The 15,119-nt window shown below is 73.5% G+C and carries 13 protein-coding genes; 2 read left to right on the top strand and 11 right to left on the bottom strand.

Annotated elements, in window-relative coordinates; genetic code table 11:
• Positions 1-106 precede the first annotated feature (106 nt).
• From trmD to ACRAS8_RS10410, 5 genes are all read right to left on the bottom strand, one after another.
• Positions 107-916: a tRNA (guanosine(37)-N1)-methyltransferase TrmD gene (gene trmD, locus ACRAS8_RS10390; RefSeq protein WP_438485655.1), complete on the bottom strand. Its 810-nt coding sequence runs from the start codon at positions 914-916 to the stop codon at positions 107-109.
• On the bottom strand, positions 916-1,461 hold the full coding sequence (gene rimM / locus ACRAS8_RS10395) for a ribosome maturation factor RimM (RefSeq protein WP_438485656.1): 546 nt from the start codon (positions 1,459-1,461) through the stop codon (positions 916-918). The genes trmD and rimM overlap by 1 nt, the downstream gene beginning before the upstream one ends.
• 212 nt (positions 1,462-1,673) lie before the next feature.
• Positions 1,674-1,913 (bottom strand): RNA-binding protein, encoded by a 240-nt coding sequence (locus ACRAS8_RS10400; RefSeq protein ID WP_003980229.1) that lies wholly within the window; start codon positions 1,911-1,913, stop codon positions 1,674-1,676.
• 2 nt (positions 1,914-1,915) lie between these two features.
• The gene (gene rpsP, locus ACRAS8_RS10405) at positions 1,916-2,356 is read right to left on the bottom strand and encodes a 30S ribosomal protein S16 (RefSeq protein WP_366330623.1); all 441 of its coding nucleotides are present in this window, start codon (positions 2,354-2,356) and stop codon (positions 1,916-1,918) included.
• A gap of 155 nt (positions 2,357-2,511) precedes the next feature.
• The gene (locus tag ACRAS8_RS10410; protein ID WP_438485657.1) at positions 2,512-3,102 is read right to left on the bottom strand and encodes a hypothetical protein; all 591 of its coding nucleotides are present in this window, start codon (positions 3,100-3,102) and stop codon (positions 2,512-2,514) included.
• Between the two features lie 556 nt (positions 3,103-3,658).
• Between ACRAS8_RS10410 and ACRAS8_RS10415 the strand changes: the two genes are divergently transcribed.
• A complete protein-coding gene (locus ACRAS8_RS10415; protein ID WP_438485658.1) occupies positions 3,659-4,507 on the top strand; it encodes a methyltransferase domain-containing protein in 849 nt (282 codons plus the stop codon).
• A 137-nt stretch (positions 4,508-4,644) separates the two neighbouring features.
• Here ACRAS8_RS10415 and ffh read toward each other — a convergent pair whose 3' ends face one another.
• The 5 genes from ffh to nsdA form a co-directional block, all read right to left on the bottom strand.
• Positions 4,645-6,192, bottom strand: a complete 1,548-nt coding sequence (ffh, locus tag ACRAS8_RS10420) for a signal recognition particle protein (RefSeq protein ID WP_438485659.1) — start codon at positions 6,190-6,192, stop codon at positions 4,645-4,647.
• Positions 6,193-6,431: 239 nt separating this feature from the next.
• On the bottom strand, positions 6,432-9,056 hold the full coding sequence (locus tag ACRAS8_RS10425) for a [protein-PII] uridylyltransferase (protein WP_438485660.1): 2,625 nt from the start codon (positions 9,054-9,056) through the stop codon (positions 6,432-6,434).
• 78 nt (positions 9,057-9,134) lie between these two features.
• The gene (locus tag ACRAS8_RS10430; protein WP_438485661.1) at positions 9,135-9,473 is read right to left on the bottom strand and encodes a P-II family nitrogen regulator; all 339 of its coding nucleotides are present in this window, start codon (positions 9,471-9,473) and stop codon (positions 9,135-9,137) included.
• Entirely contained in the window at positions 9,470-10,819 is a 1,350-nt protein-coding gene (locus tag ACRAS8_RS10435) for an ammonium transporter (protein WP_438485662.1), read from the bottom strand. The genes ACRAS8_RS10430 and ACRAS8_RS10435 overlap by 4 nt, the downstream gene beginning before the upstream one ends.
• Before the next feature lie 171 nt (positions 10,820-10,990).
• Complete coding sequence (gene nsdA, locus ACRAS8_RS10440) at positions 10,991-12,448, bottom strand: transcriptional repressor NsdA (protein ID WP_438490413.1); 1,458 nt, start codon at positions 12,446-12,448, stop codon at positions 10,991-10,993.
• Between the two features lie 513 nt (positions 12,449-12,961).
• Here nsdA and ACRAS8_RS10445 point away from each other — a divergent pair.
• Complete coding sequence (locus ACRAS8_RS10445) at positions 12,962-13,666, top strand: bifunctional DNA primase/polymerase (protein WP_438485663.1); 705 nt, start codon at positions 12,962-12,964, stop codon at positions 13,664-13,666.
• A gap of 151 nt (positions 13,667-13,817) precedes the next feature.
• On the opposite strand, the gene ftsY is transcribed toward ACRAS8_RS10445, so the two are convergent.
• Complete coding sequence (ftsY, locus tag ACRAS8_RS10450) at positions 13,818-15,038, bottom strand: signal recognition particle-docking protein FtsY (protein ID WP_438485664.1); 1,221 nt, start codon at positions 15,036-15,038, stop codon at positions 13,818-13,820.
• Positions 15,039-15,119: the final 81 nt, after the last annotated feature.

Consider the following 15,119-nt stretch of genomic DNA (forward strand, 5'->3'; position numbering starts at 1 on the left):
GGTCATCAGCGGAATCATGTCGGAAGGACTGAGGCGCTGCCAGGCCGCCGGGCGGGCGTCGTTCCCCCTGTGGCAGGGGCGCACGCCGGGCGCGGACAGCAGCGGCTCATTCTTCCATGGACTGACTCGTCCGCCCAAATCGGCCGTCCTCACCGGGGGCCCATCCCAGGATGGACAGGGTTTCCCGGTCCTTCTTGTCGAAGGCGGCGGGGTCGGCGCGCTCGATCAGGTCGGGGCGGTTGCGGTCGGTGCGCAGGAACGCCTGGTCGCGGCGCCAGCGGGCGATCCTGCCGTGGTGGCCGCTGAGCAGCACCTCGGGGATGGTGCGGCCGCGCCACTCCGGGGGCTTGGTGTAGACGGGGCCTTCCAGGAGGTCGGCCATCGCCCCGGGGGCGAAGGAGTCGTCCTGGTGGGAGGCGGCGTTACCGAGGACGCCGGGCAGCAGCCGGGCGATGGCCTCGACCATGACGAGGACCGGGGCCTCGCCGCCGGCCAGGACGTAGTCGCCGATGGAGACCTCGCGGACGTCCAGGCGGTCGCCGTACTCCTCGATCACACGGCGGTCGATGCCCTCGTAGCGGGCCGGGGTGAACACCAGCCAGGGCTTGGCGGAGAGCTCCACGGCGAGCTGCTGGGTGAACGGGACGCCGCTGGGGGTGGGGACGACGAGGACGGGTGCGCCCTCGCCGGACGCCAGGACGTCGTCGAGCGCCGCGCCCCACGGCTCGGGCTTCATGACCATGCCGGGGCCGCCGCCGTAGGGGGTGTCGTCGACGGTGTGGTGCTTGTCGTGGGTCCACTGCCGCAGGTCGTGGATGCGCACGTCGAGCTGTCCACGGGCGCGGGCTTTGCCGACCAGCGAGACGTTCAGCGGCTCCAGGTACTCCGGGAAGATCGTGACGACGTCGAGCCGCATCAGCTGTCCTCGCGGCCGGAGGCGATCTCTGCTTCGTTCTCGTCGAGGAGTCCCGGCGGCGGGTCGATGACCGCGCGCTGCTCCTGGAGGTCGATCTCGGGCACGATCTCGGCGACGAACGGGATCATGACCTCGCCGCCCTCGGGGCGGGCGACGATCAGCAGGTCCTGGTAGGGCAGGTGGGAGACCTCGGTGATCCGGCCGACGGCGGTGCCGTCGCGGGTGACGACGTCGAGGTCGATCAGCTGGTGGTCGTAGAACTCCTCGGGGTCCTCGGGGAGTTCCTCGGGGTCGACCTCGGCGATCAGCAGGGTGTTGCGCAGCGCCTCGGCGGCGGTGCGGTCCGTGACGCCCTCGAAGCGCAGCAGCAGCCGGCCGCTGTGGACCCGGCCGGTGGCGATGGTCAGCGGCCCGGCGGCGGACGGGTCGGTGGCGAGAACGGCGCCCGGGGCGAGCCGGAGTTCCGGTTCGTCGGTGCGCACCTCGACGGTGACCTCGCCCTTGATGCCGTGGGCGCGGCCGATCCGGGCGACTACCAGCTGCACTTGTGCGCTCCCTTTGCGGCTAAACCGCCGCCGCTTTCGCGGACGTGGTTGCGGAACGTCGGGGTTCCTCAATTGATGGTGGCGGTGGTGGATCCGATATGAGGGTGACCGTGGCACCGACCAGGAGTGCCCTCAGGTTCCACGGTCACATACGGCTCGGGCCGGGGACGACCCGAAGGCCCTCCCCGGCCCGAGCCGGTGTTCAACTTGGATCAGCGAACTTGGTCGACGTCGACGAGGTCGACGCGGATGCCCCGGCCGCCGATGGCGCCCACGACGGTCCGCAGGGCGCGGGCGGTACGGCCGTTGCGGCCGATCACCTTGCCGAGGTCGTCGGGGTGGACCCGGACCTCCAGCACGCGCCCGCGGCGCAGGGTGCGCGAGGCTACCTGCACGTCGTCGGGGTTGTCGACGATGCCCTTGACGAGGTGCTCAAGGGCCTCCTCAAGCACGCTCAGTCCTCGGTGGACTCGGAGGTGGACTCGGCCGCGGCCTCGTCCGCCTTCTTGTCGGCCTTCTTCGCCTTCGGGGTGATGGCCTCACCCTTCGGCTCGTCACCGGAAGCCTTGGCGGCGGCCTCGAAGAGGGCGCTCTTGTCGGCCTTCGGCTCGGCGACCTTCATCGGCGCCGGGGCGGGCAGACCCTTGAACTTCTGCCAGTCACCGGTGACCTTGAGGATGGCCAGCACGGGCTCGGTCGGCTGGGCGCCGACGCTCAGCCAGTACTGCGCGCGCTCCGAGTCGACCTCGATGCGGGAGGGGTTCTGCACCGGGTGGTACAGGCCGATCTCCTCGATGGCGCGGCCGTCCCGGCGGGTGCGGGAGTCGGCGACGACGATGCGGTAGTGAGGCGAGCGGATCTTGCCCAGACGCTTCAGCTTGATCTTGACTGCCACTGGAGTGGTGTCTCCTGGTCTTGACGTGGTGGGGCACAACGAGATGCCACGTGGGGTTGCGGTACTCGGGGCCCCGATGGACGCGTCAGTCGGAGGAGAGAGGGGTCCTGTGCGACTGTCGAGTACAGCTGGCAATTGTGCCACACGCCCGAAGGTCAGCCGACCGCGGCCACCTCGGGGATCCGGAAGGGCTTTCCGCAGCCGCCGCAGACGATCGGCGCCTGGGCCAGGACGGACGGGACGACGCGGACGTTGCGCCCGCAGTCGCAGACGGCCTTGACGCGGACGCCGCCCCCGGAGGAGCCGTGCCGGGCGGCCGGCCCGCGGAAGCTGCGGGCGGTGTCGGTGGCGGTGGCGGCACTGTGGGCCCTGAGGGCTCTGGTGAGCCGCTCGATGGTGGGCCGGTAGCGCCGTCTGGCCTCGGGGTTGAGTGTGACCAGCGAGAAGCCGCTGCTGGGGTGCGGCTCGTCGGTGTGGTCCAGGCCCAGCTCCTCGGCGATCGCCAGGAACCGGCGGTTGTGGTAGCGGCCTGCCCGTGAGGTGTCGCGGATGCCGCGGGCGGCGGCGATGCCGTGGACTGCCTCGTGGAGCAGCCGTTCGAAGGAGAGCTCGGCGCCACAGGCGGACGAGGACTCTCCGATCAGGGACTCGGGCGCGGCCAGGTCCGGCAGCTCGGGGTGGTGCCGTTGAATGTCGGCCCACGCGAGCGCCAGCTCGGCGGCGAGAACAGGCGGTGTCGTGCTCACGTCGTGACAACGAGCCGGAGTCGCCCGGTGTTCCGATTCCGGGGCATCTCAAATAATTTGCACGTACCGGTCAGTTTCCGGGCAGGGGGCGCGGCACGTACGCGGTGCGCCGATCTGCGGAGAAGGCGCCCGTGGACCGCAAGCCGGTACGTAGGGCGCGTACCCCCGCGTACGCCACATGGCGTAACACCTCCGCACGGCGGCGCGCCGGCCGCCGGCGACGTTACCGACGGTACGAACCACCGTGGACTCCGGCCCCGCCCTTCCACCGTAGGGCAGCCGGAGCGGGACGCCTTCGGGGGGCTCCGGCGGTGGCCGGCGGCGCGCGGCGCCGCTGCCGTGGCGGGACCGCACTGTCCGGGGCACCCTGGAACGGCGCTGCGGGAGCGCGGCGGCCGGCGCACACAGGGGCGCGCGGGAGCCAAACCCCGGCGCACCCTCTGGACGCCCCGTCGGATGCGCAGTTGTCTGGATCGTGGGGGCGCACAACGCTCGGAAACACGGGGGCGGACGGTACTGATCAGCTTCGGGTTCTCGGCGAATAGGGGCGCTATCGATGTCACCCACGCTCGTGCGGCACCAGATTCCGAACACCGCGTCCGCGCACCCTGACGACCCGGCCCCGACGGCCGGCACCCGCGCCCGCGACTGGGCGGAGATCCAGGAGCGGATGCTGGTCCCCCTGTACGAGGCCGCGTACGACCGGCTGGGCATCGGGCCCGGCACCCGGCTGCTCGGGCTGGGCTGCGGCTCCGGGCTGGCGCTGCTGCTCGCGGCCGCACGCGGGGCGCAGGTCAGCGGGGTGGACGCGGACGAGAGCCGGCTGGAGCTGGCCCGCGAGCGGCTCACTCCGGACGGGATGCCGGAGGTCACCCGGCTGGTGAGCGGCGGGCTGGCGGACGCGGCACCCGAGGACGCGGGATTCACCGTGATCACGGCGTTCCACCCGGTGGGGTGCGGCGGTACCGAGGAGCTGACCGGTGCGCTGACAGCCGCGACCGCGCTGGCCGAGCGGGGCAGTGCGGTGGTGCTGGGCGGCTGGGGCCCGGTGGAACGGTGTGCGGCGGCCGGCGTGCTGCGGATCGCGCAGCGACTGGTCGCCCCGGCGAAGCGCCTGGGCGCGGGCTGGCGGCCGGCCGGACGGGACGACCTGGAGGAACTGGCGGCCCGGGCGGGGCTGCGGCCCGACGGGTCAGGGCGGGTGGCCTGCCCGTTCGGCTACGCGGACCTGGCGAGCGCGGTGCGCGGGATGCTGTCGACCGGACTGTTCGAGGAGGCGCTGGAGGTGGCCGGGCCGCGGCAGGTGGAGAAGGAGCTGGCCGAGGCGCTCCATCCGTTCCAGCGGGCGGACGGGACGGTCTGGATGGCGAACGTCTTCCGGTACCTGATCGCGCGCACCCGTTAGCCGGCGCGCCGTCCCGCGCGCGTACGGACGAGCCCCCGGAACGCGCGTACCGGCGGGCACCGGAAACGGGCGAGCCCCCGGCCACGGAAGAGGTGGCCGGGGGCTCGCCATACGTACGGTGCCGGGCGGGCGCCGGTTCAGTTCATGAACTTCTTGAATTCCTCGGGGAGTTCGAAGTTCTGCGGGTCCTGGCTGTCCTGCGGCAGACCGAAGGCGCTGCCGGCCGCGGCCTCGCGGCGCGCCGCCGCGGCCTCCTCCTCGGCCTTGCGCTTCATCGGGTTGCCGCTCTTGCGCTTGCCCTTGGCCTGCTTGATCTGCTTCTTCTTCCGGGCGCCGCCGCCCCCCATCCCGGGCATCCCGGGCATGCCGGGCAGTCCGCCGCCCTGCGCCATCCGGGACATCATCTTGCGCGCGTCGAAGAACCGCTCGACGAGGCCCTTGACGGTGCTGACGTCGACACCGGAACCCCGGGCGATACGGGCCCGGCGCGAGCCGTTGATGATCGTCGGGTCCTGGCGCTCGGCCGGGGTCATCGACTTGATGATCGCGGCCGTGCGGTCGACCTCGCGCTCGTCGAGGTTGTTGATCTGCTCCTTCATCTGCGCCATGCCCGGCAGCATGCCGAGGAGCTTGGAGATCGAGCCCATCTTCCGGACCTGCTCCATCTGGGCCAGGAAGTCGTCGAGCGTGAACTCCTTGGGGCCCTTCGCCAGCTTGGCCGCCATCTTCTCGGCCTCTTGCTGGCTGAAGGTCTGCTCAGCCTTCTCGATGAGCGAGAGCATGTCGCCCATGCCGAGGATGCGGGACGCCATGCGGTCCGGGTGGAACGCGTCGAAGTCGTCCAGCTTCTCGCCGTTGGAGGCGAACATGATCTGCTTGCCGGTGACGTGCGCGATGGAGAGCGCGGCACCACCGCGGGCGTCGCCGTCCAGCTTGGAGAGCACCACGCCGTCGAAGCCGACGCCGTCGCGGAACGCCTCGGCGGTGTTGACCGCGTCCTGGCCGATCATCGCGTCGACGACGAAGAGGACCTCGTCCGGGGAGACCGCGTCGCGGATGTCGGCGGCCTGCTGCATCATCTCGGCGTCGATGCCGAGGCGGCCGGCGGTGTCGACGACGACGATGTCGTACTGCTTGGAGCGGGCGTACTCGATGGAGTCCTTGGCGACCTGGACCGGGTCGCCGACGCCGTTGCCGGGCTCGGGACCGTAGAAGGCGACGCCGGCGCGCTCGGAGACGACCTGGAGCTGGTTGACGGCGTTGGGGCGCTGGAGGTCGCAGGCGACCAGCAGCGGCGAGTGGCCCTGGGCCTTGAGCCAGCGGCCGAGCTTTCCGGCGAGGGTGGTCTTACCGGCACCCTGGAGGCCGGCGAGCATGATCACCGTCGGGGGCTGCTTGGCGAAGCGGAGGCGGCGGGTCTCGCCGCCGAGGATGCCGATGAGCTCCTCGTTGACGATCTTGATGACCTGCTGGGCGGGGTTCAGCGCCTGGGAGACCTCGGCGCCGAGGCCGCGCTCCTTGACCTGCTTGATGAAGGAGCGGACGACCGGCAGGGCGACGTCCGCTTCCAGCAGGGCGATCCGGATCTCCCGCGCGGTGGCGTCGATGTCCGCCTCGCTCAGGCGGCCCTTGCCCCGGAGGTTTTTGAAAGTACTCGCCAAGCGGTCGGAAAGCGTATCGAACACGGCGGTCGTCGATCCTCGGGGTCGGGGGCGTGGGTCCGGTCGGGTTCTAGGGTATCCGGCCCCGCAAGCGAACCGGTCCCTGGCCGGGGGGAGCGGGATCTGTGGAGGGGGCGCGGGGGTGGGGTGCACGGGCCGGGGGGGGGTGCCGTAGGGGGTGGGCGAACGGATCCCGTAGGGGGCGGGGGCGCCCCTTGCGGGCCACAACGCGGGGGTGACGGAGGGTATTCCGGTGGCTGCCGTCAGGTGGTCGCGGTGTTCGGAGCGTTCGCGGAAGTCGGGGCGGTCGCGGTAGTCGGAGCGTTCGCGGTGTTCGGGGCGGTCGCGGTAGTCGGAGTGTTCGGGGCGGTCGACGTGTTCGGAGTGGCCGGGCCCTGGAGGGCGTCCTCCACTGTGCGGGCGACCTTGTGGGACTCCGCTTCGGGGAGCGGGCGGCCGTGGGGGTCGGTGACGTAGAAGGCGTCCACGGCGTTGGCGCCCAGGGTGCTGATGTGGGCGCTGCGCACGGCGACGCCGGCCGTCTCCAGGGCGCGGCCGATCCGGTGCAGCAGTCCGTGCGCGTCCTGGGCGCGGACCTCGATGACGGTGGCGGTGCGGGAGCTGCCGGCGGCGACGGTGACGCGCGGCGGCGGGGCCGGGGCGGCGCGGGAGCGGCGGGCGTAGGCGCGCTCGCGTTCGGCGAGCCGGCCGGGGACGTCCAGGGAGCCGTCCAGGGCGCGGACGAGGTCGGCACGGAGCCGGCCGGCCTCGGGCAGCGAACCGTACTCGGCGGCCACCCGCCAGCTCAGCAGCAGCACGGGGCCGAGACCGAGCGGGTCGAGGGTGCGCAGGTCGGCGGCGCGGACGGTGAGGCGGTGCAGCGCCAGCACGCCGGCCGCGGCGGGCAGCACGCCGGGCTGGTCCGGGACGGCGATGAGGAGTTCCACGCCGACCGGTTCGGGGGCGGTGTCCGTCGCGGCGCCGGCCGGTTCGGCGGGGTCGGCGGTGGCCGGCGGGCCGGTCTCGGGGCGGGGACGCAGGGTGAGGACGGGGCCGCCGGTGCGCGCGGCCTCGACGGCCAGGCGCTCCTGTTCGGCCGTGGGGGCGTCGGTGCCGCGCGCCTCCGGCGCCGGCTCCCCGGCCAGCCGGTCGGCGACGCGCTGGACGAGGGCGGCGACGAGGCCGGCGCGCCAGGAGCTCCACGCGGCCGGCCCGGTGGCGAGCGCGTCGGCCTCGGTGAGGGCGTGCAGGAGTTCCAGGGTGCCGGTGCCGCCGACGGCCTCGGCGACCGCGCCGACGGTCTCCGGGTCGTCCAGGTCGCGGCGGGTGGCGGTCTCGACGAGGAGGAGGTGGTGCCGGACGAGGGTGGCGATCACCGCGGTGTCGCCGGGGCCGAAGCCGAGCCGGGCGGCGACGTCGCGGGCGATGGTCTCCCCGGCCACCGCGTGGTCGCCGGGCCAGCCCTTGCCGATGTCGTGCAGCAGGGCGGCGACCAGCAGCAGGTCGGGCCGGTGCACGCGGCGGGTCAGCGCGGCGGCGCGGACCGCGGTCTCGACCAGGTGGCGGTCCACGGTCCAGGTGTGGACGGGGTTGCGCTGGGGGCGGCAGCGGACGCGTTCCCAGTCGGGCAGCAGGCGGGCGAGGACGCCCTCGGCCTCCAGGGCCTCCCATACGGGCACGGTGGGCGCGCCGGCGCCGAGGAGGGTGACCAGCTGCTCGCGGGCCTCGGCCGGCCAGGGCACCGGGAGCGGCGCGGCGGCGGCGCAGCGGCGGATGGCGTGGGTGGCCAGTGGCAGTCCGGCCTGGGCGGCGGCGGCCGCGGCGCGCAGCAGCAGGACGGGGTCCCGTTCGGGGCGGGCGGTGCGGGCCAGCACCGCCTCGCCGTCGAGTTCGACGACGCCGTCGGCGAGCGGGGAGCGTTCGCCGCGGTCGGCGGCGCGGCCGGGCAGCAGCCCGCGCAGCACCGGTTTGACGGACCGGGCGCGCAGCACCCGGCCGACCTCGCGCCAGGTGACGTCGGCGGCGTAGGCGATGGTGCGGGCGGATTCGTAGGTCCGGCGGAGCAGGGTGTCCGCGTCGAGCAGGCCGAGGGCGCCGGCGACCTGGTCCTGCTCCTGGAGGGAGAGCCGGTCGGTGGCGCGCCCGGTGGTGAGGTGGAGGGCGTCCCGGGTGTCCAGGAGCCGGGTGCGGGCGGCCTCCAGTCCACCGCGGGGGGCGTCGGCGAGCCAGGAGGCGGCGATGGCGCGCAGCGCGGTGGCGTCCCGCAGGCCGCCACGGGCCTCCTTGAGGTCGGGTTCGAGGAGGTACTGGAGTTCGCCCTGGCGGGCGGCGCGCTCCTGGCAGAGTTCGCGGAGTTCCGGCAGCCGCCGGGGGGCGCTCGCGCGCCAGTCGGCGTAGGCGGCGGTGCGGACCGCCGCGGTCAGTTCGGGGTCGCCGGCGAGGTGGCGGGCGTCGAGCAGGCCCAGCTGCACCCTGAGGTCGTCGCGGGCGGCGCGGCGGGCCTCGGCCGGGGTACGGACGGAGTGGTCGAGGTCCAGGCCGAGGTCCCAGACGGGGTACCAGAGGCGGTCGGCGAGGGCGGCGAGGTCGCCGGTGTTGGCGCGGCCGTCGTGCAGCAGGAGCAGGTCGAGGTCGCTGCGCGGGGAGAGTTCGCCGCGTCCGTAGCCGCCGACGGCGACCAGTGCGGTGCCGGGGGTGCCGGGGCCGGCGGCCCGGGCCAGCAGGGCGGCGAGCCAGTCGTCGGTGAGGCGGGCCAGGGCGGCGCGGCGGTCGGGGCCGGTGGCGGTGTCCTGCTGGAGGAGCCGCAGCCGGGCGGCGGGATAGCCGCCGGGCCCGTCCCCCGGGGCGGGAGCCGCGGGGGACACGGTGTGGTCGGCGCTGTCGGTCAACTCCGGTTCTCCTTGGTCGTGTTGCCCCCACGGTCCCCGCGGTGCGGCCGCCGCCGCCCGCCGCCCCCGGCCGGCGGCTCACAGCGCGTCGGGTCCGCGCTCCCCGGTGCGCACCCGTACGGCCGTCTCGACGGGGACGCTCCACACCTTGCCGTCACCGATCTTGCCGGTGCGGGCGGCCTTGACGACCACCTCCACCAGCTCCTCGGCGTCGGTGTCCTCGACGAGCACCTCGATCCGGATCTTGGGGACGAGGTCGACGGTGTACTCGGCGCCCCGGTACACCTCGGTGTGCCCGCGCTGCCGTCCGTATCCGCTGGCCTCGGTGACGGTGAGGCCGTGCACCCCGAAGTCGTGCAGGGCTTCCTTCACCTCGTCGAGCCGGTGCGGCTTGATTACCGCCGTGATGAGCTTCACGCGTCCACCTTCCTGGTCAGGGTCTCGCCGAGTGCCGTGGTCCTGCGGGCCGCCGTGCCGCCGCCCGCGCCGGCGAAGTCGTACGCGGTCTCGGCGTGTGCGGCCTGGTCGACGCCGCTGATCTCCTCGTCCTCGCCGACCCGGAAGCCCATCACCAGGTCGATGGCCTTGGCAAGGACGTAGGAGACGATGAGCGAGTACAGCAGGACGGCGGCCACGCCGACGGCCTGTTTGCCGAGCTGGCCGAAGCCGCCCCCGTAGAGGAGGCCCTTGGCGTCGCTCTGTACGCCGCCGGTGGCGAACAGCCCGATCAGCAGCGAGCCGACGACGCCGCCGACGAGGTGGACGCCGACGACGTCCAGGGAGTCGTCGTAGCCGAACTTGTACTTGAGGCCGACGGCCATGGCGCACAGCACTCCGGCGATCACGCCGACCGCGATCGCGCCGAGCGGGCTGACCGCGCCGCAGGCGGGGGTGATGGCGACGAGTCCGGCGACCGCGCCGGAGGCGGCGCCGAGGGTGGTGAACGAGCCGTGCCGGAGCTTTTCGTAGGCGAGCCAGCCGAGCATCGCGGCGGCGGTGGCGACCTGGGTGTTGACGAAGGCGACCGCGGCGACGCCGTCGTCGTTGTTGAGCCAGGAGCCGGCGTTGAAGCCGAACCAGCCGAACCACAGCAGGCCGGCGCCGAGCATCACCAGCGGCAGGCTGTGCGGCCGCATCGGGTCCTTCTTGAAGCCGATGCGCCGGCCGACGACGAGGATCACGGCGAGCGCCGCGGCGCCGGCGTTGATGTGGACGGCGGTGCCGCCGGCGAAGTCGATCACGCCGAGCTTGAAGAGCCAGCCGCCGTCGGCCCACACCCAGTGGGCGACGGGGAAGTAGACGACGGTCACCCACAGCGCGGCAAACAGCGCCCAGGCGGTGAACTTCACGCGGTCGGCGAGGGCGCCGCTGATCAGCGCGGGGGTGATCACCGCGAACATCAGCTGGAAGACGGCGAAGACGTAGACGGGGATGGTGGTGGTGCCCCAGAGCTGGGTGAGGCCGATGTGGCCGAAGCCGGCGAAGTCGGCGTTCCAGCCGATGACGCCGCCGGTGTCGGTGCCGAAGGCGAGCCCGAAGCCGTAGAGCACCCACAGGACGGTGACGATGCCCAGGCTGATGAAGCTCATCATCAGCATGTTCAGGACGCTCTTGACCCGGACCATGCCGCCGTAGAAGAAGGCCAGGCCGGGGGTCATCAGCATCACCAGTGCGGAGCAGATGAGCATGAACCCGGTGTTGGCGGGGCTGAGCGTGGCTTTCTCCGCGAGGCCGTCTGCGAGCGTAAGGATGCCTGGGGGCATCGGCGTCTCCTCGTCGTCGATGCGGCCCGTGCGGGTGTGGGGTGGGCCGGCTTCGCGATGAGGGTGTCGCGGCGCCGTTTCGGCCAAACCTTGCGGGTGTTTCACCGGGGTGACGAAGTGGGCCCGCGTGTTACGCCCCGGTGAACTCCGACGTCGTCGGTGGGCGGTCCGTCAGCCCGCGGCGGCGGTCTCCGGGAGCTGGCGGGAGAGCTCGTCGCCGAGGTGGATCACCTCGGCGACGGTGCCGAACTCCCGGACCGCGGTGTCCACCGTTTTGCGCAGCCGGGTGTTGACCCGTTCGGAGCGGACCTGGCGGGCGAACGGTATCGCCTGCTGGGCCATCGCGGCGCATGCCTCGGGCTCCTTCTGGAGGAGGTGGACGGTGGCCATCCCGATGAGGTTGAGCGCGTAGGAGCGCTGGTGCTCGGGGTCCTTGGCGAAGAGTTCAACGGCGCGCTGCATGACCGGTTCCGCAAGCGAGGCATAGGTGGGGCTGCGGCCGGCCACATAGGCGAGGTCGCGGTAGGAGTGGGCGTTCTCGGCGTTGAGCTCGGCCTCGGAGAAGAAGCGGATCCAGTCCGGGTCGGCCTCGCCGGGGGCGATGTCGGAGAAGGTGTCCTCGGCCATCCGGACCGCCCGCTTGACCTTGCTGGGCTGGCCCATGCCGGCGTAGGCGCGGGCCTCCATCGCATACAGCATCGCCTGGGTGCGGGGGGTGGCGGTCTCCCGGCTGCCGTACTGGGCGAGGTGGATCAGTTCCAGCGCGTCGTCGGGCCGGCCGAGGTGGATCATCTGCCGGCTCATGCTGGAGAGGACGTACGAGCCCAGGGGGCGGTCGCCGGCCTCTTTGGCGGCGTGCAGGGCGAGCACGAAGTACTTCTGGGCGGTCGGCTGGAGGCCGATGTCGTAGCTCATCCAGCCGGCGAGTTCGGCGAGTTCGGCGGCGACCTTGAACAGCCGCCTGGCGACGTCCGGCTGCTGGGGTTCCTGGAGGAGGTCGGTGACCTCGTGGAGCTGGCCGACCACCGCCTTGCGGCGCAGGCCGCCGCCGCACTGGGCGTCCCACTGCCGGAACATCGCGGTGGTGGCCTCCAGCAGCTCCATCTCGGGGCGGGAGAGGCGGGCCGGGCGGCGGGCCCGGTCGGGCTGGGCGGCGGCCTCGCCCGGGCCGGCGGGCACCGGCACCAGCCAGCGCTGCATCGGCTCGATGAGGGTGGGGCCGGCGGCCAGCGCGAGGGAGGTCCCGAGGAAGCCGCGGCGGGCCAGCATCAGGTCGCTGCGGGTGAACTCGCTGATGAGGTCGACGGTTTGGGGCCCGGCCCACGGGAGGTCCACGCCGGAGACGGACGGGGACCGGTGCGCCGGGCGCAGTCCCAGCTCCTCGACGCCGACGACACAGCCGAAGCGTTCGGAGAAGAGTTCGGAGAGGATCCGCGGGATGGGCTCGCGGGGCTGCTCGCCGTCCAGCCAGCGGCGCACCCGGGAGGTGTCGGTGCTGACGTGGTGGGCGCCCATCTGGCGCGCCCGGCGGTTGACCTGCCGCGCCAGCTCGCCCTTGGACCAGCCGCTGCGCATGAACCACGAGCCCAACTGCGCGTTGGGACGCTTGACGGCATCGGTGCCGCCCATGCTGGTGGAGCCGGCGGTGTCGTCCGTGCCGCCCACAGGGATGCCCCCCTTCCGATAGCGCTTCGCCGCGAACCCCCCACAGGATGCCGCCTGTTGCGGCGCCCGTTCCGCGGTACATCTACCCGACCGCGGATTCCGGCCACACCTCGGCCGCGGCCTTCACACGTCTTGCCACGGGCATACCCGTACGAAGGTTGCCCCTCCGGGATCGTGCACCGAAAGTAATCCTACGATCACGCCCGCCGGGAGGTCGATTGCGGAAACGCCACCATTCGCCACCCCTTCGACGGAACTCCCCGGCAGCCTCTCGCGATTGACTTGACACAGGTCGTGCGGGGCCGGGCGGAGCGGAGCACACCAGGGCGTGCGCGCCGCACCGCACCACCCGGCGCACGACGGCACACCACCGGTCATGCGAACCGCCGACGGAGCGTGAACACCAGAGTGAAGAACCGTCTCCTCGTCAACTCCCCGACCCGTCACCACTCGTACGCACCACCCGTTGGAGGGGGCATGGGCTTCACGATCGGCGCCCTCCGGGACCTCCGTCCCGGGACGCGCCGCCGCACCCACTCGGCCGGGGGCACCGCGGTGGCGGAGTACACGGGCCTGTGGGGGTGGGACGTCGTCCCGGGGGCCCGTGCGGTGCGGGCCGGCGGCCGGACGGAGTGCTCGTGCGGGGCCGCGGACTGCCCGGCGCCGGGGGCCCATCCGCTCTCCTTCGGCCGGGAGTTGGCGGCCGGGGCGACGCTGGAGAGGGCGGTGGCGGCCTGGGCGGAGACGCCGGGCGCGGCGGTGCTGCTCCCGGTGGGCCGGAGCTTCGACGTCCTCGACGTACCGGAGGGCGCGGGCCGGACCGCGCTGGTGCGGCTGGAGCGGATGGGGCTGCCGCTGGGGCCGGTGGCCGCCGCGCCGACGGGGCGCGCGCTGTTCTTCGTCGCGCCGGGGGCGGCCGCCGCGCTCCCCGACCTCCTCTACCGCATGGGGTGGGACGACGCGGATCTGGATCTGCGTCCGCTGGGCCCCGGTGACCACATCACCGCGCCGCCGTCCGACGTGGGCGGGCACGGGCCGATGCGCTGGCTGCGCCCGCCGACCCTGGACACCGCGGGCCGGCCGCCGCAGGCCCGGCTGCTGCTGGGGGCGCTGGCGTATGTGTGCAGCCGGGCGGCGGGCGGCCGGGCGGGCTCCGCCGCGGCCCGGCCCGCGGTGTGCTGAGCGCCGGGACGCCGCACCGCCTCGCCCGCCGGGGCTCCGGCCCGCCCGGGCTCCGTCGCCCTACGGGAACGGCGGCGGCCCCCGGTATCCGCGCAATACGGATACCGGGGGCCGCCGCCGTCACGCCGTGCCGCCGGATCGGCCGGCCGGCTCAGTCGATCAGCGCGTCCACGAACGCCTCGGGCTCGAACGGCGCCAGGTCGTCCGGGCCCTCGCCCAGGCCGACCAGCTTGACCGGCACGCCCAGTTCGCGCTGGACGGCGATGATGATGCCGCCCTTGGCGGTGCCGTCGAGCTTGGTGAGCACCACACCGGTGATGTCCACGACCTCGGCGAAGACCCGCGCCTGCACCAGGCCGTTCTGGCCGGTGGTGGCGTCGAGGACGAGCAGCACCTCGCCGACCGGGCCGTGCTTCTCGACGACCCGCTTGACCTTGCCGAGCTCGTCCATCAGGCCGGTCTTGGTGTGCAGCCGGCCCGCGGTGTCGATCAGGACGACGTCGGCGGACTCGGCGATGCCCTCCTTGACCGCGTCGAAGGCGATGGACGCCGGGTCGCCGCCCTCGGGGCCGCGGACGGTACGGGCGCCGACCCGCTCGCCCCAGGTCTGGAGCTGGTCGGCGGCGGCGGCGCGGAAGGTGTCGGCGGCGCCGAGCACCACGGACTTGCCGTCGGCCACCAGGACGCGGGCGAGCTTGCCGGTGGTGGTGGTCTTGCCGGTCCCGTTGACGCCGACGACCATCACGACGCCGGGGATCTCGTCGCCGCCGTTGCCGACGCCGTTGGCGGTGTGCACGGTGCGGTCGGCGTCGGTGCCGATGAGGGTGAGCAGCTCCTCGCGGAGCAGCCGGCGCAGGTCCTCGGGGGTACGGGTGCCCAGGACCTTGACCCGCTCGCGGAGCCGCTCGACCAGTTCCTGGGTGGGGGCGACGCCGACGTCGGCGGTGAGGAGGGTGTCCTCGATCTCCTCCCAGGTCTCCTCGTCGAGGTGCTCGCGGGAGAGCAGGGTCAGCAGACCCTTGCCGAGGGTGTTCTGGGAGCGGGCGAGCCGGGCGCGCAGCCGGACCAGGCGGCCGGCGGTCGGCTCGGGGACCTCGACGGCGGGCGCCGCGGGCGCCGCCGGCTCGGCGACGGGTGCCTCGGCCTCGGCGGCGGGCAGCTCTACTTCTTCGATGGTGCGACGTTCTTCGTCGCTGGGGGTCTCGGCCTCCTCGCCGACCTGCGGTTCGGCGGGGGGCGCGGTGACGGAGGGCTGGGGCGCGGCCGGCGGGGGCGGCGGCAGCTGCTTCTTTCTGCGGCCGCTGACGACGAGCCCGCTGATCGCGCCGAGCACGACCACGGCGATGACTACAGCAAGGATGACGGTTTCCATAACCCCTCCAGTATCAGCCACGGCCGGCGGGGGACGGCCGCACGCGCCCGGGGGCCCGCGCCGGGCCCCGTGAGGCGCGCC

The sequence above is a fragment of the Streptomyces sp. S186 genome, assembly GCF_051603415.1.
In the GTDB taxonomy this organism is placed as follows: Bacteria; Actinomycetota; Actinomycetes; order Streptomycetales; family Streptomycetaceae; genus Streptomyces.